The following is a 23541-nucleotide window of genomic DNA, read 5'->3' on the forward strand; positions in this document are numbered from 1 at the left end:
TATAATATGAGTACAAAAATTTCAAAAGTAGATGTACGTCTATTTACGGTACCATTACCCGAAGTTATGTCGGATGCTAAACATGGCGACCATTATCATTTTGAGCTAGTAACCACAACCATCACTTTAGAAGATGGTAGCGAAGGCACAGGATATACCTATACCGGAGGAAAAGGTGGGTATGCCATTAAAGCCATGATTGAACATGATTTTACAAATGTTTTAATAGGTAAAGACGGAACTGATATTGATGGTATTTACGACTTTTTAGAATGGCATGTACATTACGTAGGCCGCGGAGGTATTGCTTCTTTCGCTATTTCTACGGTAGATATTGCCCTATGGGATATTAAATGTAAAAAAGCAGGATTACCATTGTGGAAAATGGCTGGTGGCGTAAATAATACCTGTAAAGCGTATTGTGGTGGTATTGATTTAATGTTTCCTATTGAAAAGCTTTTAAAGAATATGGAAGGCTATTTAGCTAAGGGCTTTAAAGCGGTTAAGATTAAAATAGGTAGAGATAATCTTCAAGAAGATTTAGACCGTATTAAAGCAGTTCGCGAATTTATTGGTCCAGATGTTACTTTTATGGTAGATGCTAATTATTCCATGACTGTTGAAAAAGCCATAAAAGCTATTGAAGGTTTTAAAGAGCACAACATCACTTGGTTTGAAGAACCAATTATACCAGATAACTATAAAGGTTTTGGGGAAATTGTCGATAAAACGGGTTTTCCGTTAGCTATGGGAGAAAACCTACATACTATTCATGAATTTGAATATGCTTTCGATCAGGCAAAACTATCCTTTATTCAACCTGATGCCTCAAACTGTGGAGGTATTACTGGTTGGTTGGCAGCGGCAAGATTAGCAGATAAACATGGGGTTCCTGCTTGCTCTCACGGTATGCAAGAATTGCATGTAAGTTTAGTATCTGCACAACCCAATTCAGGCTGGTTAGAAGTACATAGCTTTCCAATAGATGAATATACAACAAGACCTTTAGTGGTAGAAAACTATAAAGCTGTTGCCCCAGATTACCCAGGAATTGGTGTGATTTTCGATTGGGAAAAATTAGCGCCTTTTGAAGCTAAATAATAAGTTAACAACAAACTAAATCTAATACAATCATATGAGTGTAAAAATTTCAATTTTCGGAAATTACCAAGGTGAAGATATTAAACAGTTTTCATTGAAAAATGAACATGGTATTGAAGTGAAAATAACTAATTATGGAGCAACTATAACTTCAATAACGGTTCCAAATAAAAAGGGCGAAATTGAAAATATTGCCTGTGGTTTTGATACTTTAGATGGTTATTTCGGTAAAGAATATGTTGAAAACTCACCATACTTTGGAGGTACTATTGGAAGATATTGTTCTCAAATAAAAGATTCAAAATTTACTTTAAATGGAAAAATATATCATTTAGCTAAAAATTGTGGAGATAATAATCTTCATGGTGGCGTTCTTGGGTTTGATAAAAGAATATGGAAAGCTGAAACTTTTGATAATGGCGTAAAAATGTCTCTTTATAGTAAGGATTTAGAAGAAGGGTTCCCTGGAAACGTTGAAGTTTCTGTAACATTTACTTTATCATCAGATAATGAGTTAAGGATTGATTATTCTGCCACACCAGATCAGGACACTCCGCTCTCTTTAACAAATCATACGTATTTCAATTTAAATGCTTTTTCTTCTAATGTAGAAAACCATAGTGCTAAAGTAAATACAAATAAAAGGCACAATATGGACGATACAGGTGCGGCAACGGGAGTAATTGAAAATATAGAAGGTAAGATTGATGATTTATCTAAAGGTAAAATCATTGGAGATGTACATGCTGTAATGGGTGATGGATTTGAACATTTTTATGTGTTTGATAATTCTGATTTTAAGCTTCAAGAAGTAGCTCAAATTACATCGGATGAATCTGGAAGAACATTAACAGTATCATCAACAGAACCTTGTATGTTATTATATACTGGAAAATACACATCGGACGCTATTAAAAGAGAAAATGGTGAACAATATGGAAAATACCGCGGTTTTTGTTGTGAAACTCATCGATATCAAAATGGGCCAAACATTGAAAACTCACCAAAATCAATAACAAAAGCGGGTGAAGAATTTAAAAGTACTACCATCTTTAAATTTGGATGGTAATTACAATAACAGAACTAAATTAATAACTAAAAAAACCAATTATGATTGAAGGCGTTTTATTAGCGATTTTCGCAGGATTAATGTTGGGATTGTACGCACTCCCAGAAAAATTTACCAAAGATTTTAAGTATGAAAATACTTGGAGTTTATTTTTTTTACTAACCATGTTTGTCGTGCCAATTATCGCTTCAATAACTTTAATTAATGGTTTCGGTGATATTTTTGGAAACATGCCCACCGATATTTGGGTTAAAATGGGTCTAACAAGTTTTCTATGGGGAATTGGTGTTATGATGTGGAGTAAAGCCATTAATCACATTGGGTTATCTTTAGGGTTTTCTTTATTTATAGGCACCATTATTCTTGTAGGTTCTCTATTACCTTACATTGAAGAAGGTTTACCTGCAACAAACGTACTAACCACTATTCTAATAGGTTTAGCTGTTGTTTTAGTTGGTGTTTTTGCTAATGGAAAAGCAGGTTTACTACGTGAAAAAGACGAGGCTAATTCTTCTGAAAAAAAGGAGAAAAAAGGCTCTATGCTTACAGGTATCTTAATTGCTATTATTGGAGGTTTATTAGCCACTGGTTTTAGTTATGCCAATGCTGCGGGTCGCCCGTATTTACATGAGGCTTGTCAAGCGGCTGGTAATGCAGAATGGATTACTGCTGTTGCCGTTATGTTTCCTATTTTTATTAGTGGAGGTATTGTAATGACGGCTTATTTCTTGTGGCAGTTATCTCAGAAAAAAGCATGGGGAGAATTTAAAACACCTGCATTTAGCAAAAACTTTATGCTTATTTTAATCATGGCCGTTTTTCATTATGCGGCTTCAGCTTTATTTGCATTTGCCGCCTTTAAGTTAGGAGAAAGTGGAAATACTGTTGGTTATGCTATCTTTAATACATCTTGTGTAGTTACAGCTATTTTGAGTGGTATTATTACTAAAGAATGGATAAAGGCTTCAGGAAAAGCAAAAAGCTTTTTATATTTTGGATTAGTATGCATGGTAGTCGGTATTGTGATTGTGGCATACGGAAATGGAATTTCATAAATAAAAAAATTAAATCATTAGAAAATGAAAAAAATAATATACACATTAACTATTGCTATGGCAATGAATTTAACCTCATGCAATAACGTAGAAAAAAAACAAGATGTTACAGAAACTGAGACTTTAATTTCTGACGAACAACAAGATTTTTTAGGCATCACCAATAAAGAATATTTAAGTGCTGCTTCAAAAAGAGCTCTTAAATGGCCAACAGATTTAGGAAATGAATGGTTTTTTGAATATCAAGTTTTCGATTTAAAAGGCGATTTAGCTTATGAAGAAGGTGTTGTAAGAAGAGACCCTAGCGCATTAATTAAAGAAGATGGAAAATACTATGTTTGGTACAGTAGAAGTACTGGTCCTTCTCAAGGATTTGGCGGCGATGTAGTTAAAGATAAAGTGTTCCCTTGGGATCGTTGTGATATTTGGTATGCAACTTCAGAAGATGGAATTACATGGAAAGAAGAAGGCTTAGCGGTAGCTCGAGGAGAAGCAGGTGATTATGATGATCGTTCTGTATTTACTGTGGAAATCATGAAACATGAAGACACGTACTATTTATGCTATCAAACGGTTAAAAACCCATATAGTGTTCGTGTTAAAAATCAAGTAGGTTTAGCTTGGTCTAAATCACCAAATGGTCCTTGGACTAAGAGTGAAGAGCCTATTTTAAGTCCTGCTGATAATGGTATTTGGAAAGGAGAAAAACAAGACCGATTTGCCGTAGAAAAGAAAGGGGATTTTGATAGTCATAAAGTACACGATCCTTGCATTATTCCATACAAAGGGAAGTTCTACTTGTACTATAAAGGTGAACAAATGGGGGAAGCTATTACTTTTGGGGGCAGACAAATTAGACATGGTGTTGCCATTGCAGATAATCCTAAAGGACCTTACGTAAAATCTCCATACAACCCGATTTCAAATAGCGGACACGAAATTTGTGTTTGGTCTTATGATGGCGGTATAGCAGCATTAATTACTACAGATGGTCCAGAGAAAAACACGGTACAATGGTCTCCAGATGGTATTAACTTTGATATTAAAGGTGTAGTAAAAGGAGCTCCACATGCTATAGGTTTAGATAGAACTGCTGATAACGAAAAAGAACCTACCGAAATATTACGTTGGGGTTTAACACATGAATATAAAAACTCCGATTACCAATATATTAGAGGTTTTAAAACATGGAGAATGAAAAAGCATACTGCTAAAGGTGTGGGTGAGGAATAAACTGTTTTATATAAACAGCCCTTAATATAAGGATATTTATAAATTTTTTGAAACCTTTATAGATAGTTTGTTAGCTAAAAATACTTCTTATCTATTTAATACTATATTTTTAGTTTTGGGAAAATTAATCTATAATTCTCCCAAAACTAAAAATATTAATCTTCTTTAATAATGTTTAGTATTCCACTATGCTCATTGGTCAGGAATATATTGAATTAAGCTTCTAATTATTTAATTATAATTAGTATTCACGAACATCCATATTGCGTTTTATAACTTCAAAAGACTTCTTATTATTAAAGATTTCTTCATTTAATTATTATTTAAAATCTTTATGATATTCTATACCTGATAGCTCCCAACGCTTCTTGTATCTATTTAGAGATTCTTTAAAAACCTCATAATCTTTATTAGATTTAGTAGTCCAACCGACTTCTGCATAAGCCGCGATTCGAGGGAATATTTGATTATTCATTTGTTGTACTGAAGGTATCCATTCACTCCACATTTGACAACCCAACCCAAGTATTTTATTAGTGTATTTTTCATCTACTCCTTCTGGAATAGGATCAAAAGAGTAAGCTTTAGAAAGGGGTAAATTATCATAATTATAATCTAAATAAGTCATAGAATGTAAAGAATTTACAATATCATATCCATTGCTAACCGCCTCATTGATAAGTTCTACATTACCCTTCCAAAAATGAACTATAGCAGATTTAGCTAATTTTTGTTCTACTTTTACATCCGAGTCTTCTTGCCATTCATGCACATTGGCACCCAATATTTCATTCCATCCCATCATTCTATGGTTTTTACTTTCCATGAAAGCGGACATTTGATTTGTAAAAAATATTTGTAGGTCGGCAGGAGAAGACAAGCCTTCTTCTTTTATTTTATTTTGAATCATTTCGGAGTTTTTCCAAATATCAAACATCACCTCATCTCCTCCAATATGGACAACATTCCCTGGAAAAAGTTTAAATACTTCTTCAAGAACATCTGTTAGAAATTGATATACTTTTGGATTGGCTATATTGAAAGAATCGTCCAATTTACCAAAAAACTCAGGCACCTTAGTATTTGCTCCTAAAATCCCCAACCAAGGGTAAGATGCTATCGCAGCCATTGCATGACCCGGCATTTCAATTTCAGGAACTATTAAAATTTGTCTTTCTTCAGCATAAGCAATAATCTCTTTTATATCCTCCTGTGTATAAAACCCTTGATGTGAATACCCATAACGCTCATCACTTTTTCTACTTAACTGAGTATCTTCTCTATAGCTACCTACTCTAGTTAAGTTCGGGTACTTTTTTATTTCTATTCTCCAACCTTGATCGTCTGTAAGATGCCAATGAAAAACATTCATTTTAAGAAGAGCCATTTGATCTAATAAATTTTTAACTACCTCTTTTCCTTTAAAATGGCGAGACTCATCAAGCATGAAAGAACGCCATCCAAAACGTGGTTTATCTTTAATATCTACCTGTGGAATTAAAACTTTTTTGTTCAATTGCTTAGAAAACTCAAAATTACTAGGTAATAATTGTCTCAGTGATTGAATACCATAAAACAAACCTGTATTTGATGATGCTTCAATTACAATTTCTTTTTTAGAAGATGTAAGGTGATATCCTTCTTTACCTAACGTTATTTCTAGATCAGAATTTATTTTTAAAATTATCCCCACCCCCCTTTTCTTAATGGTTGTTTTTATATCAAAAGCTTTATCTAAAATAGCAGCCAAATAATCTGCCTGATTTTTAGAAGCTTTATCAGATATGATAGCAATTTTATTGTTCAATTCAAAAAAACCATCTTCAGTAGAAACTTCTAGAGGGCGCGGTATTATATTAACTTGAGCATTTCCTAAAGAAATAAAAAAAAGAAGAAAAATATAGAATATTTTAAATGTTTTCATAATATAGTTAAGGTTAGAATTTTAAGTATAAAACTATCTCACTTTATCGTTACTATTAAAAACTATAAACAATAGCGAATACTTTGATAGTGAATAACAAATTTAAAACAATAAAACAGTTATGCAAACGTTTGCATAACTATTTTATTGTTTTAAACACATTTATCAACTATTATTGATTTAATTTGTATTCCTTTTCAAGGAAAAATCCTAAACACTGTAAATTTTAAATTAGCAATAAATAATAGAGATAACTTTAACCGCAAACGTTTGTTTCCATTAATATGAAGAACTCAAGAATTACTTTAAAAGATTTAGCAAAAGATTTGAACCTTTCTCCCTCTACCATTTCTCGAGCTTTAGGAAACCATCCTGCCATTAGTGATGCTACAAAAAAAAGAGTACAAAAAATGGCTGAAGAATTGGGGTTTAGACCAAACTCTATAGCTTCTAGCTTTAGAAAGAAAAAAACCCAAACTATTGGAGTTATTGCCCCTAGAATTGATATTCACTTTCACTCTTTAGTTATAAGTGGTATCGAAGAGTTTGCGTATAACAATGGTTATAATGTTACTATATTTCAATCTAAAGATTCACTTAAAAGAGAAAAAGAAATTATAAAAATTCTTCAGAATAAAATGGTTGATGGTATTATTGTATGCTTAAGTATAGAAACCAAAAATTGTGATCATTTTAAAAAAATCAATAAACTAGGCATCCCATTGGTGTTTTATGACCGAGTGCCCACTGATTTTGACACAAACAAAATAATTATCAATGATTTTGAATCTGCCTATTTAGCGACTGAACATCTTATAAAAAGTGGATGTAAGCGAGTTGGACATATTTCTGGTAGCCAAACTACTAATATTTTCAAAGCACGTTTAGAAGGCTATAAAGCAGCTCTTAAGCATTACAAATTACCCGTAGAAGAATCATTAATATTATTCACAAATAACCTTAGCTACGAAGAAGGGGTTAAATGCGCTGAAACATACCTAAAAAGTACAACAAAACCAGATGGCATTTTTTGTGCTAATGATTATACTGCCGTAAGTGTTATTCAAGTTTTTAGAAAGGCTGGAATAAAAATACCTGAAGATGTAGCCATTGTAGGCTTTAGTAATTATCCTATTTCTAAAATTATAGAGCCTCACTTAACAACAATTAATGATCGCGCCTTTCAAATGGGGGAAGCTGCAACTAAATTACTAATTCGTCAAATAGAAGAAAAAGATGAGTCTATATCTTCTGAAACTATTACCTTAAAAACAGAACTAATAATTCGTGAATCCAGTATAAAATAGTAGTTTCAGCTGATTAAACTATAAATTAATAATAGTCTTGTATTTATTTCAATTTAGCCAATCGATCATAAAGTACATGAACCGCTTGCACGCGTAATTCATTTTGTTCTTCTAATTCGGAATCATACAAAAATCCTTTATTGAGTGCAATAAATCTTTTATTCAGTTCTTTCGCATCTGCTAAAATAATATCTAGTGCTTTAAGCAAAATAGGTGCTTGAGACCACACAAAACTAGGCGCATTATATTTAGACTCCACTTCTTTAAAATCTAAATAATGTACTCTTAAATCGGCCATTAATTTAAATTGATCTAGTTCAGCTTCATTTTGTTTTGGTTTTAATTTCAATAATGCTTCTCTAAGCACATTATATTTAGTTTTAACCTCAGCGATATTTTCACTCTTAGTAGGTTTTCCATTACTTATAAGTTCTGGTTCTGCTGATAAAAAATGCCATAAAACTGAAGCATCTTTTTTATTTAAACCAAACCTTGTTCTGCCATATTCGGTAACAAAATCTTCAGGGTTTAAAGCTTCTTTCATATTTAAAGCCTTAGTATAGCTCGCTATTAAAATACGAAAAGCCGATAATGGATAGGTGTTTCTTATTTGAACCATATCTATAACATCATACCCAACATCCCAAGTAAAACCATATACACCTGTGGTAGACCACGAGGTTATAACCATGCCTTCATACCCAGCCTCTCTTGCATACGGAATAAATTCTTTTTGATTTTTAAAATGCGTTGTCCAATCGGTTACATACCAATTATCAGGATGACATCTAATGGCTGGCGCTCCCCAAAATTCGAATCCCATTTCCTGAAGCTTTGGAATATCTCCAAAATGATTAATTTTCCACCCGTAATTCCAATCTATAAAAATGGTTTCTTTTGGTAATTCTGAAGCTGCTTCTGGGTGTTTCAAAATAATATCAGCCCACATAACAGGTTTTTTACCTAATTCAATAACGAGTTCAGTAATCATCTTCATGTAATCTACAAACAATTTAGATTTACCTTCTTCTTTTACTTTTGCTTGACATTTTTCACAATGCCCCAATAAATAGGTTTCATCCCCTCCAATATGGATATAATCTGAATTATGAGTTTCTACCAAATCTGAAAATAAATCTCTAAAAAGCGCTTTGCTTTCCATAGCTTCCATTGGACATAATTGAGAAATATCTTTTCGATCTTCTTTTAAGTTGCTATATCTTGGGTTTCTTAAAATGTATTCTACATGCCCTAAACTTTGTTGTAAAGGGATTACTTTAATCCCTAAGCCACCGCAGTAGGAAACAAAATCTTTTACTTCTTCTCGAGTATATGAATATTCGTTTGAGATAACGGCATGTTTTTCATAAGGGTACGTACCTTCCCATTCCATAATTAAGGTATTAATACCCATTTCAGAAAGCTCATTCGCTAAAGTTTTAAGCGCCTCTGGAGTCATCACCTGTATTCGAAGATCCAAATGAAACCCTTTGACTTTAAAATCTTCCGTAGAAGCTATTGTTTGCGCTGTGATATTTACAGTATTAGCAAACATCAAAGTTACTAGTAATAAGAATTTAAAAATATTTTTATAATTCATCATATCTTAATCTACAATTTTATGCGTTTTCTAAAGATTCTATGCCTTTATAGGCAGCTTTATCGAAATAGTAATTACAATCGGCATGCGTTGTTAAAATAGACGCAGGACAAGATGTGCTTAAAGGTTCAGTAAGGGCATTTTTAACAGCTTCACTCTTTTTTACTCCTAAAACTACACAAAATAAATGTGTTCCTTTTAATAGCGTTGGAATGGTTAATGTGATTGCTTTCTCAGGCACTTTTTCAAAAGACTCAAAACAACCATCATTGACTTGTTGTATGCGACATGCATCATCTAACTCAACTACTTTTACAATTTCAGCATCGTTAAAATCGGCTACATGCGGATCGTTAAAAGCCAAATGGCCATTCTCTCCTATGCCTAAACACACAATATCAATAGGACCTTCTTCTAACAAATTAGTATATCTTATAATTTCGCTTGGCACATCATTATTTACATTAATGGTGTTTTTGTTTAAAGGTACTTTTGAAAACAAATTATCTTCTAAATAAGACGAAAATAATTGTGGAGAACCGGGGGCTAACCCTATATATTCATCCATATGAAATGCCTCTATTTTATTCCAATCTATTAATTTTGATTTTGATAAATAATCAAGCATAGAATCTTGAGAAGGCGCAGCTGCAAAAACTATTCTGATTTTTTCTTTTGTTTTTTGTAATAGTAATATACAATCTTCTACTGCTTTTCCCGCAGCCATACCTGTTGTTGTCTTGTTAGAAAGAACGTTTATATTCTGTGTAAAATCTAGCATTTCTTTATTAAAAATTATTATTAAAACACAGCGTAGGTGCTCATGTTAGGTTAAAAAATTCTGGCCGGTAAGTTAAAACCAACCAGAATTTATATAATTGCAGACTAATTCAATAATTATAAATTTATAGTATTTCTACTCGATCTATAATCATTTCTGCGGGTAGATTATTTGTTGGAGCATTTCCTCTAAATAACCATAAATTCAATTTCAATTTTTCATTATTAAGAGGAGGAATATCGCTTCCTGTATACGTCCAAGTACTAATAACATCTTCTGCATTGGGTTCTAAAGTATGTCCTTGATAACTCGCAAACTCAATACTACTGGCTTGCCAATTAAAAAAATGAGTTGATAAGTCGCTTTTCAAATTTAAATCGTAACGCGTTTTATTACCCACATTATCTGAAGGTTGAATTGCAAATTGAGAGTCCTGATTTTCAGACTGAGACCATTTAGAAAACTCTATATCGATCTCTTCATTATCGTTTTTATACGTAAAAAGTCCGCCCACAACGTTTTCATCCAATTGGTCTACTCTACTCGCTACATAAAAAACATACTTTTTGTAACCTTGAGATAGGCGTAGTGTGACTCCTGAACAGTACCAATGACCGCCTTTTTGCACAATTTTTAAGTGTAATCGACCTTCTTCATCTACCCAAACATTATCTTCTGAATCTGAAAACAAATTAGGACCTGGACCTTGTTTAGCATCATCGGAAGTCCTTACTATCCATTCATAACCCGAAAAATTAATGATTCGTGTTATGGGTTCAATGGGTTGAATGTTTTCATCCTTGGGTGAACTGCAAGAACTAATGGCTAATAATATTATTACTATATAATGCATAGGGCTATTAATTTTCATGTGTTAGGCTACTAGCACTATTGCACTGTTATATTTATATTAAAAGCTTCTAAAGTTGCTCCTGCTTTATCTTTTCCATTAACTATAATAGTATCTTCAGTTCCTTCACCATTATTTATGTAAACCACATTCATGGCATCAATATCTTCTTGTGTAAAAGTTTCTCCCACCTGTAAAACACTAGCGCCCCTTATTAACCAACCATTTAGTGGTGCTTGTTGAATTGTAAAACTAACATCTGCTGGTATGGATCCAGAAACCTCTAAAACATCGTTATTTAAAGCATAAGCCTCCCCACTATTAACAATGAATCCTGTATTTTTTTCGATTATTAAAGTAGTACCTCCAGAAGCATATCTTGCAATTAACATAGGTGCGTAGAATCCGCCTGTATTTTCTTTAGAATGGAACTCATCAGTTTCATCTTTACCAGCTTCTTGATCTACCATAAGAGCAATGCGTCCATTGTGATCTAATCCATTGAAGTAGTCAATGATATCAAATTCAAATTTATCTACTTTTGATGATGTTATTGTAGATATTGGTTCCGTGGTAGGAAAGTTTGCATTATCAAAAGTTAATCCCATTTCTGTCCATGAGGTGTCTTCTACGTTGTAAACATCTACATCAATTCCTTTTGCAGCTGTAAAACTTACAGCTAATTCAAGTTTTAAATCGACTATAACTCCTTCTTTTGTAAAATCGTCTAGGTCATACATTAAAAAAACCTTTCTGTCATAACCTCCACTACCAGTTACATTTTTCAATCTCATACGTACATCAGCACCATAATTACGTCCAGAATTACTTCCACCATTAACATAAGTATCTGCTATTGGAAATATAGTATCTCTTACTATATCATCCGGTCCCTCTATACTTGTTGAACGCGCTGAAAAATAAACTATAGATGGTAAAATATGTATAATACCATTGGTTGCTTTTAAATTGGAAGTAAAAATGCTCCATTGTTTGTTGGTGCCTTCATTTACTAACCCCATATAACCACTAGTTCGTGATAAAAAAATGGTTTGACCATTTTCACTCATATATGGCAACGGATTATTGCTTTCTGAAATATTTGGATCATCAAAAGATACTGTAGCATTTACGACATGGTATTTAATAGTATTGCGTAAAATTGGCACTGGTACTTCAGACAAATCAGTGTATGCGTTATCTTGAAGGTACTCTTCAAATGCTTGATTTGAAGGCGCTATAAATGTTTTGTTAGAACTAGACTCGTACAAACTTTCTGTGTTTGTAAGTTTTATAGCTTCTTCAAAGAGACTTAAAGAGTCTGTTGCTTGTATATATTCCCAAGCATTTACACCTAACGAAGCATTAGAGTTTGAATTTTGATATGAAAAATTCTCTTGAATTTCACAGCTGTGAAACAAACTTGTTACACCTGCAAACAAAACTGCTATAGTAACATATAAAATTGGTTTATTATTTTTCATTATTTTTGAGTTTAAATTTTATTGAACAATAATATTTCTTCAGATTATTTATAAAAATCATTCTGTTCTAAACTAGGATTTCTATTTATCGCATCTTCATGAATAGGCCAAACAAGATTTGCCTCGTCACTTAATCCGTTAATTGGATTCATGGTGCTTATTGCTTTTCCGGTACGAACTAAATCGAACCAACGATGCCCTTCAAAGGATAATTCAATTAATCTTTCATGTAATATTGCTGATTCTAAATCACCATATAAGCCGTTTGCATCAGCTAGCGTTAGTTCTGTAATGCCTGCTCTTTTTCTTATAGTATTTAATAAGTTAAGAGCCTCAGTGGTTTCATTTAATTTATTATGAGCTTCTGCTTTTAAAAGCATAATATCTGCTAACCTCACAAGAACAATATTATTAGCCGACGGGTCTGCACTTTCATCGCTAAAACCTTCTCCAAAAAATTTCCATATTTTTCGTGGGTTTTCCTCTGTAGTATCCCAAATAAGATCTTTTCTTAAATCGTCATCTTCAAACGTATCTCTAAAGGATTCACTTGGAAAATAATCACTATCTGCACCAATAGCATACAAAACACGTAAGGAATTGGTTTGCACATCATTATAACCTACTTCAAAAATACTTTCATTAGAGTATCCTGAAGTAAATATTCTAGACCAATCATTTATAGGCACTAATGAATACAGACTGTTGTCTATTACTTTTTCAGCAGATTCAATAGCATTTGCATATTCCTTTCTCCACATGTACACTTGGGTAAGAAATGCGTGTGCAGCACCTTTTGTTAAGAGTATTCTGGTATTATCTCCCGAAAAATTATCTCTACAGTTTTCACTTGCGAAAATAAAATCTTCAACAATTTGATCGAGCACTAATTCTTGATCTGTTTTTGAAATAAAAAATTGTTGATCAACACTTTCGTAAGGTTCGGTAATTAATGGAACATCTCCCCATACTCTAACAGCATAGAAATAAGAGATTGCTCTTAAGGCTCTAGCTTGGGCAATAAGCTGTAAACTAAATTCACTTTCACCAGCAAAGACACCTGGTATATATTTAATAGCGTAATTTGCACGACTAATAGTTTCATAAATATTATTCCAACTTGCAGATGAAATATCTTGACTCAATGTGTTTTGCTGTAAAGCTAATGGATCTCCAGAATGATTTGTATTTACTGCATCGGCACGCCCCTCTCCCCAATAAGAAAAGTTAATTCGGAATGTAGATTGTAATGCATCATAAATACCATAAACACCGGCCTGAGCATCACTAGATGTTTGATAAAATCCTTGACCAGAAAAACTACTTACTGGATCCTTTTCTAAAACTTGTTCTGAACAGGATACCGCAAGACAAGCAAGAAGCCCTATTCCTATAATATTTTTTATGTATTTCATAATATTTTTTTTTTTAAAATCCAATATTTAAACCTAACATGATGGTACGACTTTGCGGGTAAGACCCCTCGTCTACACCTTCTCTTAAACCACTATAAGAATTAACATCAGGATCGAAACCTGTATATTTTGTCCAAGTAATAACATTAAGTGCAGAAGCGTAAACTTCCACCTTTCTTAGGCCTAGATTAGACACTACAGGATCAGGGAAATTATACTTTAAATTTATATTTTTAAGTTTTATATAAGATCCATCTTCAACCCAACGGCTTTGAATTCTACTATCCGATTGTAAAGGGTCGTCTTGAACAGGCTTTGGAAAATCTGTAACATCACCTTGTTCTCTCCATCTGTTTAATGCATCTGTAGATAAGTTGTTATATCTTACAATAGAATTTCGTTGATGATTTATCTCACTATATATATCGTTTCCGTAAGAAAACTGAAAAAAGACACCTAAACTAATGCCTTTATAAGAGAAATTATTTGTAATCCCTCCAAAGAAATCTGGAGTAGCATCTCCAATAACTTGTCTATCATTATTATCTATAATATTGTTACCATCAACATCTTCCCAAATAGGATCTCCACCTTCAAACACAGCACCTAAAGCACCATTGGTAACTTGATTAACGTTGTCTTCATCTCGTGAGTAAACGCCATTAAATTTCCAACCATAAAACGTTCCTATTGGACTGCCTTCTTGTAAAATATGGTAGCTACCGTTTTGAATAAAACCATTTGTTAATAAATCTTCAGGTAGCTCTGTAATTTGGTTGCGGTTAGAACTAATATTAAATCCAGTATCCCATTTAAATTCACCAACTAAATTACGTGAGTTAAGCGATAATTCTATTCCTTTATTTTCAATACTTCCAATGTTTTGCGTTACATAAGAAAACCCTGTCGTTCTTGGTATTGGAACATTATAAAGTAAATCTTCGGTAACTTTTAAATATACATCTGCATTGAATGTTATTCTATTTTTTAAGAAAGACAAATCTAAACCAGCATTATATTGTGTTGTTGTTTCCCATGATAAACCAGAGTTTGGCATTACTGATGGCGCAGCTCCAGAAAAATCTAAATAATTAGCACCAACAGCAAACTCTCCTTGTGCCGTATAGTTACCAATAGACTCATTACCTGTTTGCCCAACACTTAAACGTATTTTGGCATCATTTACAACTTCTATATTCTTAAAGAAATTCTCGTCTGAAAAACGCCATGCTAAAGAAGCCGATGGAAAATACCCAAATCTTTTATCTTCACCAAACCTTGAAGAGCCATCTGCACGAAGGTTTGCTTCAAACAAATATTTCCCTTTATAATCATAAGACAATCTTCCAAAATAAGATAGTAATGAATGTTCTGTTGTGATGTTTACATCTTGATTAGAAATAGTTCCTGCTCCATTTAACGTTGTTATATTATCGCTAGAAAAGAACATACCATCTAATCCCGTTCTTTCATATTGCCAATTTTGAAAACTCATACCGGCTAGAGCTCCAAAATTATGATTTTCTCCAAACTGTTTATCCAATGTTAAAAAGGTTTCATTACCCCAAGTTAAATTATTTATAGCACGAACCTCACCGCTATTGTAACCTGCTCGATAATCTAGCGTTGAAGGAAGAAATTTATCTTCTTTCATAGAAACATAATCCAAATTAACGTTACTACGCAGCTTCAATCCTTTTACAATATTATATTCAACATATTGATTTCCTATAATACGATTACTTTTATTAAGGTTTGTGGCAAGTTCTGCTAGACCAACTGGGTTTCTTCTACCAAATTGATATCCATTATACGAACCATCTGGTAGATATATAGCAAAAGTTGGGGGACGAACCAATAATTCTCTTATAATACTTAGGTTATTAGCACCAGCAGCATTAATTCTTTTATTAACGCCATTTGTATAAGATATACTTTGACCAAAAGTAAATTTGTCTGAAACTTTAAAATCAACATTCAAACGAGACGTAACTCTTTGGTAATTTGAATTTAAAATAATTCCGTCCTGATCTAAAAAAGAAGAACTCCACGAATACTTAACATCATCTGTTCCACCACGTACAGCAAAATCAATTTTATGCTGAGGTGCAATTCTAAGCACTTCATCTTGCCAATCTACATCTCCACTATTTCTAGGGTTTAAAGAATCTATAACAATTGCATTAGGTTGCGTTGGGTTATCCATATTCCTGTAAGAATCAATAACCGCATCTCTATATTGGCTCGCATTTAAAACACTTAGTTTACGAGTTAAACTACTGATACCAGTCGAAATATTAATATCAACTTGTGCTTTTCCAGATTTCCCACGTTTAGTGGTTATTAAAACAACTCCATTTGCAGCACGAGAACCATAAATAGCTGTGGATGCGGCATCTTTCAATATTTCAATAGATTGAATATCATTAGGGTTTATATCAGCTAATGGATTTAAACCAAAATTTTCAGTACCATTTAAAGTTGATAAAGAATTAGACTCTATTGGAACACCATCAACAACATAAAGCGGTGTATTTCCGGAGTTTAAAGACGAATTTCCTCTCACCTTTATAGACATCCCTCCTCCTGGAGCACCTGAATTAGAAACAACTTGAACTCCAGCAGCTCTACCTTGTATTGCAGATATAGGATCTTGTAAATTAGATTCGCTAATATCGTCACTACTTATAGAAACTATAGAACCCGTTAAATTTCTTTTCTTTTTAACTCCATAACCAACTATTACCAACTCATCAAGTTCATCAATGGCGGGAGATAAAGCGACGTTAATTTCATTTTCGCTACCAATTTTAAGTTCCATATCAACATATCCTAAATATGTGAACAGTAAAACATCGTTAGGAGAAACATCACCTATGCTGTAAACACCACTCATATCTGATGACACGCCTCTAATTGAGCCTTTTAGAATAATATTTACTCCAAACAAAGACTCTCCTGTTATTTCATCGGTGATCTTACCGGAAACAGTCATATTCTGAGAATACATATGAGCTGTAGAAAAACAAATAGCAAGCAACGCCAAAATTGTTTTACTCTTCCATTTCCATAGACCGAGAAAAGGTTTTTTCGTTAGTTTTTTCATGAATTAAAATTTGTTATTGAGAATTAGTTTTCCAAATATAGCTAAAATTAGATTCAATGCAAACGTTTGCATAAAATATTTTAACAAAAATATTAACATTTAACACACTAAAATCAATAAACTGTGACAATAATTCATAAATATCACTTTTTAGTTATAATTAAAGTATTAAAAAATGCAAACGATTGTGGAATGTGAATTTATTGATACGATTAATTAAGTAATTGAAATTTTTAGATAAAGAATTTAAGAAATCTATAAAATTGATATTTTGAAGGGGTTGGTAGTTTTTTAGGAGCTTCAGAGTATTGATTTTTATCCATTTACCCCCTATTTACTACTAGTAACCATATTATATATTGAAGAGTATTAGACTAAGAACATGAATGACTTTTACAAAATGAGTTCAACAGTTATATAGTTTCTAATGATAAAAAAATCAGTTGACTATAATTTTTATTCGTTTGATAATTTTTTCTTTTTCAAATTCAATAAGATAAAAACCTGATTGAGTATTTATCAACGCATGATCATTCGAGAAATTTTTAGATGAGAATACTACTCTCCCATTTATATCTATTATTCTTAATGCATCGAGTTCTATTTTTTGGTTGAATTTTAGAACATGACCAGTAACCGGGTTGGTTACCCTAATATTATCGATTTCAATTTGAGCTACGCTTAAAGTTGCACAAGCGCTGGAAAGAGAATTTTCATTTTCAATAAATCCCCTGGGTGTTAAGTCTTTGCCCGAAAGCCCTATATAATTACTAGAATATTTTTCGGCTCTAAATATTGGGTTGAAATTTTGAGAAATATTATCAAATTGATTAAATATACTATTCCCAGATGGATTTTTATAAGTCCATATGTGCTCACCAGCTTTTGTAATTTCAGATACCTGCCCTAAAGAACTTTGACAGATTATAAAGTTCCCATTTGGAAGGCTATGTGCTCCAGATTTTATTGTTTCGTACATGGTTTTTTCTAATATATCACCACTCCACGACCAGTTAAAATCTAATGGTTTAAATGTATTATTCTCTTTAGTGTACGTATTACCAGAAATCTCAGTATCTAATAAATGGACTGTGCTGTAAGCTCTAGTTTGATCACTTCCATTACTAAAAACAGATATTTTACCTTCATCCAAATACCCAGGCTCTACCCATTTTACATCATGTTGCGAAAATAGTTTTTGATCTTCAACTCCGCCTTGTTTGTAAACTCTAGAGTTACCCCACCTCCACAATAAATCGCCTCCTAGATTTGAATAACCTCCAGCATGTCCCGCAGCCTCAGCAGTTGTGGTATTATGATCAATAATATAAATTTCATTTAAATTTCGTGCAGAGATAATAATTTGATCAAGATTTGCATTATAATCAATCCCATTTACATGCGTATAACCTCTATCCAAACTTTCAATATTAGAATCTACATAGTTTATATCAATACGTTCGGGATGGTTTTCAATAACACCAAAATTCGCTTTTGAACTATCATAATCTTGAATGATATGGTCTATAAATTTCCATTCCCAAACAATTTCAGCTTGGTTAGTTCCAATAGGTTTTAATTCAACTATTTTATCTAAGTCAATAACTTGATCAACTTTAAGAGGGTCTTTTCCTTGAGCAATAATCTCTGTATTAGAATAACTATCTCTAACTATGCATAAAACATTTCCATTTGGAAGTGGTTCAATATCATGGTGTTGATTTAGCCCATTGGCATTCATCTCATAGTTCCATAGTACTGTATTATCCCAGCCTCTAATTTCTAACTTATTTTTACCTGCTCTTAATAATGTTCCATTTTCTAACAAATAACAGGTTGCTCCTGGAAACTCCGTAAAAGTCCATTCATTTACCTTTTCACCACAGTTATTAATTAAATACACACTATTGTTTACTTCTGGGGAAAATAGTGTGTAACCTTCCGATACATTACTATCTGAAAAGAGCAACCCAACCGTTGGCGCTTGCGCTCTAACGACAGAAACGGTTAAAATAAGAATAAATGTTATTTTTTTTATCATTTTTTTTTATAAATAGCTAATTTCCAGAAACAAATACAATAGACAATTTAAAATAGAAAAATGCAAACGTTTACAATACTAATTAATTTGCCTATGCTAAACTTAAAAGCCGTATCACTAGTTTAATACTCCCACCTCACAAATGCCTCCATCGCAGCATATTGAGATAAACCCAATTGGTGATATATATCGGCAGTTTCTCGGTTTCTATCTTCTGCACGTTGCCAAAACTCTCGACTATCATTCCCCTGAAATACCACCCCATCTTTTTGAGATTGGTGTTTAAAAATTCCTTTACGTTTTTCAAGTACTTGATCTGGCCCCATAGGTACTGCCATTTCAATTTCATCTATACCCCACTCTTGCCATGCTCCCCGGTATAGCCATACCCAGCAATCGTTCATAAACGTTTTAGGTTTTAATTGCTTTACAGCTTCAAAAATAGCATCTAAACAAACTTTATGAGTGCCGTGTGGATCGGCCAAATCACCAGCAGCATATATTTGGTGAGGCTTTATTTTTTCAATTAAATCTGAAGTTATTTTTACATCTGCGATACCAATTGGGTTCTTTTTTATCGCCCCAGTTTCATAAAATGGCAATTCCATAAAGTGTATCTGTTCGTCTGGGATACCAACAAAATGGCATGTAGCACGCGCTTCTCCTTTACGTATCAATCCTTTGATATAACGCACTTCGGCAGTATCAATTTCACTAGATTTTTTATTCTTTAAAAACTTAGCAGCTTTTTTATAAATGGCGCTCGCTTCTGTATTTTCTATTCCAAACTTATCGTTATAATCACATACAAAACTAGCAAAACGCAAAGCTTCATCATCAGCTACAGCAATATTTCCTGAAGTTTGGTACCCTACATGCACTTCATGCCCTTGTTCCTGTAAACGTTTAAATGTTCCTCCCATACTTATGATATCATCATCTGGATGTGGACTAAAAATAAGCACTCGTTTTTTTGCAGGTTCGGCACGTTCTGGACGTTTACTATCGTCTGCATTAGGTTTGCCACCTGGCCAACCCGTAATGGTATTTTGAAGTTTATTAAATATACTAATATTTATGTCGTAGGCAGGCCCCGAATCTGCTAATAAATCGCTCATACCGTTTTCTATATAATCGGCATCAGTAAGCATTAAAATAGGCTTCTTTAAATCTAAGGCTAAATTTAAAACGGCTTTTCTAATTAGTCTATCGGTCCAAACAATTTTTTCAACTAACCATGGGCTGTTAACACGTGTTAGTTTCGATGCCGCCGCATTATCCAACACGAAGGTTGCATTATTGTGCTCTTGCAAATAAGAAGCAGGCACCAAGTTGGTAACCGTATCTTCTACCGAGGCTTTTATAATATTAGATTTACCTTCACCCCAAGCCATTAGAATTACTCTTTTCGCTTCCATTATTTTTTTAACACCTAAAGTAATAGCTGTTCTAGGGGTGTTATTTAAGCCTGAAAAATCGCCACTTGCTGCTACTCTGGTAATATGATCTAAGGCTACTAAACGCGTTTTTGAATTTTGAAGTGATCTCGATTCATTAAACCCTATATGGCCATTACCACCAATACCTAAAATCTGTAAATCGATACCTCCTAGAGCTTCTATTTTTGCCTCGTAGGCATCACAATAACCTGCAATAGCTTCTTTAGATAATAATCCATCAGGTATATTATAATTTTCCGGTAAAATATCTACATGATTAAATAATTGCTCTTTCATAAACCGCACGTAGCTATTAATAGAATCTGGCTCCATTGGATAATATTCATCCAAATTAAATGATACTACATTTTTAAAACTCAAACCCTCCTCTTTATGTAAACGAACTAGCTCTGCATATAATCCTTTAGGCGAACTTCCTGTTGCCAAACCTAAAATACAAGGTTGCTTTTGAGATTGTTTAACTTTTATTAAATCGGCAATTTCTTTGGCTACAGCTTTTGATGCCATAGTTGAGTTTTCAAAAACAATCGTTCCGATGTTCTCAAATCTTTTTTCAAAGCCTGTTGCTTTGTCTGTATTACTCTTTAACATGCTTGTTTTTTTTATTTTATTGTTTTGACCAACTTTTATATTTGTGTCCCCATAATGCAAAAAATAGAATTAATACATAGCAGGGAATTAATATCCAATAACTATTTGTTGAGGCTGTTGCCAAAGCGTCTACTTCATTGACTCCATTTGTAATGAGTTCATACTTATTGGCATCTACCATTCTGCCATATAGTGGAGGAATGATAGCTCCTCCGGAAATAGCCATAATTAATAAAGCTGAGCCTATTTTAGTAAACTTACCCAATCCCGCTAAGGTTAACGGCCATACCGCAGGCCAAACCAAAGCATTAGAAATCCCCAAGGCTGCAACAAATAAAACAGACCTAAAACCTGTTGTTGATAAAATACATATACTAAAAACGACACCTAATACCGCACTTATTTTAAGGGCAGTGCCTTGTTTTAAATATTTAGGAATTAACAAAACTCCTATGGCATAGGTACAAACCATAGCAAATAGAGTAAGCGTGGTAAAAAACTTAGCATCGGCTGCAGGAAAACCTAAAGAAATACCATAAGCTATAATGGTATCACCTGCAATAACCTCTGCTCCAACATAAACAAACAAGGTAAGCACCCCCAACCATAAGTGAGGAAATTGAAAAATATTGGTTTTTACTGCACCATCCTCATCAGATAATTCTTCTTGGGTTGCTTCTACATTTGGTAATGGAGCTTTTCTAATTAGAATACCTAAAATAAATAGAACTATCGACATTATTAAATAAGGCATAAAAACACTATCAGCCATAGTATCTAGAAGTACTTGTTTCTCTTCTAAAGAAGCCTTACCTAATTTTTCTTTTACTTCGTCGATACCTGATAGTAATAATGCCCCAAATATAATAGACCCCAAAGCTCCTGCTACTTTATTGGCTATACCCATAATTGCGATACGTTTAGCGCCACTATCTATAGGCCCTAATATCGTGATATAGGGGTTGGCAGCAGTTTGCAACAAGGTCATACCAATACCTTGTATAAAAATTCCTGTTAAAAATAACCAATACGTTCTAGCTTCCGCAGCAGGTATAAACACTAAGGCACCAATAGCCATTATTACCAAACCTAAAGACATCCCTTTTTTGTAACCTATTTTATTTAAAATCCATGAAGCTGGTAATGCCATAACTACGAAGGAAATATACGAGGCTGAAGCTACCAAATACGATTGAGCATCTGTAAGCTCATTAATAGTCTTCATGAAAGGGATTAACGCACCATTTATCCAAGTAACAAATCCGAAAATAAAAAACAAACTTGCTATAACAATAATTGGAATTAGTGTATTTGATTTGGTAGATTCTTTCATAAGTAACTTTATAAAATTGATTAATTTGTTAAACTATATTTCAAATATTAATTTTTTATAAAAATTTGTTTTCCTGACTTAAAAACACTTAGAATAGATATGGAATTATTTTTCAATTTAAACAAAACAAAGTCCTCTGTGTTATCAGGTAAATCAACCAAATTTTTAGGTTTTATCGAAGCTAAAGACCATACTTCTGCCAAATTCAATATACTTTTTGAAAAAAGTGTATTAATGCAATCAAGTAAAGAAACAGCTGAGCCTGCTAAAACATTTTCGTTTTTAAAAGTAGAAAGCCTCCCTCCTTTTTCCAACTTTACTTTACCTCCGATATGCGTATGATAAACACCTGTCTCCATCTCTGCAAACATGGTAGAATCGCTCACTAGAATAACATTCTCTTTTTTAACATTAAGTACTATTTTCAAAAAATTATCAGGCAAGTGAAATCCATCGGCTATAATACTTGGTGTTAGTTTATTATTTGCTAATTGATCTAAAATAATATTTGAATTTCTATGAAGCGATAAAGGAGCTCCATTACCAAGATGCGTAGACATGGTCGCTCCCGCCTTAACGGCAGCGTCTATTTGCGCATTGCTTGCCACTGTATGTCCAATTGAAACAATAATATTATGTGCTGCACACTTTGCAATAAAATCTGCTGAATTGTCCCATTCCGGACTTAATGTTATTATTTTAATTCTATTTCCTGAGGCTTTTTGAAATGCTTGAAACAGTTCCCAATCGGGCGCCTTAATATAATCTTTAGAATGCGCCCCAGAAGCCTCCTTTACAGGGGAAATAAAAGGACCTTCCAAATGAATTCCAGTAACGTAAGACGCTATTAAAGGGTTTTGTAAACACAGTTCATTTATATTTTTTAAAAGATTAATAATATTCTCATCTGAATTTGTAATAACCGTTGGAAAAAAGGACAAAACACCTTCTTTTGAAAGTTTATTAATCACCTTAATAAAATCCTTTTCAATAATAGGAAACGTATTGAAATCGACTCCAGAAAACCCATTTATTTGAAGATCAAATAAACCAGGACCAAAAAAGATAGTTTCAGAATCTTTGGTTTCACCTTTTGTTTTTGAAACTAATAAATTATCATCAATTACTATTTGAATTAATTCGTTCGAAATACAGTCAACACAATTAATACTTTCTTTCATTATTTTTTCA

16 protein-coding genes are annotated in these 23541 nt (G+C 33.0%); 5 read left to right on the top strand and 11 right to left on the bottom strand.

The genetic code is table 11. The annotated features are described in order from the left end of the window. Positions 1-6: 6 nt before the first annotated feature. From BM246_RS02635 to BM246_RS02650, 4 genes are read left to right on the top strand one after another with little or no spacing between them, the layout of a single operon-like run. Complete coding sequence (locus BM246_RS02635; RefSeq protein ID WP_074935673.1) at positions 7-1101, top strand: mandelate racemase/muconate lactonizing enzyme family protein; 1095 nt, start codon at positions 7-9, stop codon at positions 1099-1101. A 34-nt stretch (positions 1102-1135) separates the two neighbouring features. Further along, entirely contained in the window at positions 1136-2170 is a 1035-nt protein-coding gene (locus BM246_RS02640; protein ID WP_074935674.1) for an aldose epimerase family protein, read from the top strand. Between the two features lie 41 nt (positions 2171-2211). After that, a complete protein-coding gene (locus BM246_RS02645; RefSeq protein WP_042504568.1) occupies positions 2212-3225 on the top strand; it encodes an L-rhamnose/proton symporter RhaT in 1014 nt (337 codons plus the stop codon). Positions 3226-3249: 24 nt separating this feature from the next. Then, positions 3250-4458: a glycoside hydrolase family 117 protein gene (locus BM246_RS02650; RefSeq protein ID WP_074935675.1), complete on the top strand. Its 1209-nt coding sequence runs from the start codon at positions 3250-3252 to the stop codon at positions 4456-4458. Positions 4459-4777: 319 nt separating this feature from the next. On the opposite strand, the gene BM246_RS02655 is transcribed toward BM246_RS02650, so the two are convergent. Beyond that, positions 4778-6382, bottom strand: coding sequence for a beta-N-acetylhexosaminidase (locus BM246_RS02655; protein WP_074935676.1), 1605 nt, complete (start codon positions 6380-6382; stop codon positions 4778-4780). 284 nt (positions 6383-6666) lie between these two features. Here BM246_RS02655 and BM246_RS02660 point away from each other — a divergent pair, with 284 nt between their 5' ends. Further along, a complete protein-coding gene (locus tag BM246_RS02660; RefSeq protein WP_074935677.1) occupies positions 6667-7689 on the top strand; it encodes a LacI family DNA-binding transcriptional regulator in 1023 nt (340 codons plus the stop codon). A 43-nt stretch (positions 7690-7732) separates the two neighbouring features. On the opposite strand, the gene BM246_RS02665 is transcribed toward BM246_RS02660, so the two are convergent. From BM246_RS02665 to BM246_RS02710, 10 genes are all read right to left on the bottom strand, one after another. After that, entirely contained in the window at positions 7733-9292 is a 1560-nt protein-coding gene (locus tag BM246_RS02665) for a family 20 glycosylhydrolase (RefSeq protein WP_231961807.1), read from the bottom strand. Positions 9293-9308: 16 nt separating this feature from the next. Then, on the bottom strand, positions 9309-10070 hold the full coding sequence (locus tag BM246_RS02670) for a 6-phosphogluconolactonase (protein WP_074935678.1): 762 nt from the start codon (positions 10068-10070) through the stop codon (positions 9309-9311). A gap of 124 nt (positions 10071-10194) precedes the next feature. Then, complete coding sequence (locus BM246_RS02675) at positions 10195-10941, bottom strand: glycoside hydrolase family 16 protein (protein ID WP_074935679.1); 747 nt, start codon at positions 10939-10941, stop codon at positions 10195-10197. A gap of 17 nt (positions 10942-10958) precedes the next feature. Further along, complete coding sequence (locus BM246_RS02680) at positions 10959-12404, bottom strand: CBM96 family carbohydrate-binding protein (RefSeq protein ID WP_074935680.1); 1446 nt, start codon at positions 12402-12404, stop codon at positions 10959-10961. 44 nt (positions 12405-12448) lie between these two features. Continuing rightward, complete coding sequence (locus BM246_RS02685; RefSeq protein WP_074935769.1) at positions 12449-13819, bottom strand: RagB/SusD family nutrient uptake outer membrane protein; 1371 nt, start codon at positions 13817-13819, stop codon at positions 12449-12451. A gap of 13 nt (positions 13820-13832) precedes the next feature. Next, the gene (locus BM246_RS02690; RefSeq protein ID WP_074935681.1) at positions 13833-16925 is read right to left on the bottom strand and encodes a SusC/RagA family TonB-linked outer membrane protein; all 3093 of its coding nucleotides are present in this window, start codon (positions 16923-16925) and stop codon (positions 13833-13835) included. A gap of 439 nt (positions 16926-17364) precedes the next feature. Then, positions 17365-18966 carry an aryl-sulfate sulfotransferase gene (locus BM246_RS02695; protein WP_074935682.1) on the bottom strand — a complete coding sequence of 534 codons (1602 nt, stop codon included), beginning with the start codon at positions 18964-18966 and terminating at the stop codon, positions 17365-17367. 122 nt (positions 18967-19088) lie between these two features. Next, positions 19089-21032 (bottom strand): glucosamine-6-phosphate deaminase, encoded by a 1944-nt coding sequence (nagB, locus tag BM246_RS02700; RefSeq protein ID WP_262481197.1) that lies wholly within the window; start codon positions 21030-21032, stop codon positions 19089-19091. A 1-nt stretch (position 21033) separates the two neighbouring features. Further along, positions 21034-22350: a sugar MFS transporter gene (locus BM246_RS02705; protein WP_074935683.1), complete on the bottom strand. Its 1317-nt coding sequence runs from the start codon at positions 22348-22350 to the stop codon at positions 21034-21036. Positions 22351-22397: 47 nt separating this feature from the next. Then, positions 22398-23531: an N-acetylglucosamine-6-phosphate deacetylase gene (locus BM246_RS02710; RefSeq protein WP_074935684.1), complete on the bottom strand. Its 1134-nt coding sequence runs from the start codon at positions 23529-23531 to the stop codon at positions 22398-22400. Between the last annotated feature and the right edge of the window lie 10 nt (positions 23532-23541).

Source organism: Algibacter lectus (assembly GCF_900112395.1).
Lineage (GTDB): Bacteria > Bacteroidota > Bacteroidia > Flavobacteriales > Flavobacteriaceae > Algibacter > Algibacter lectus.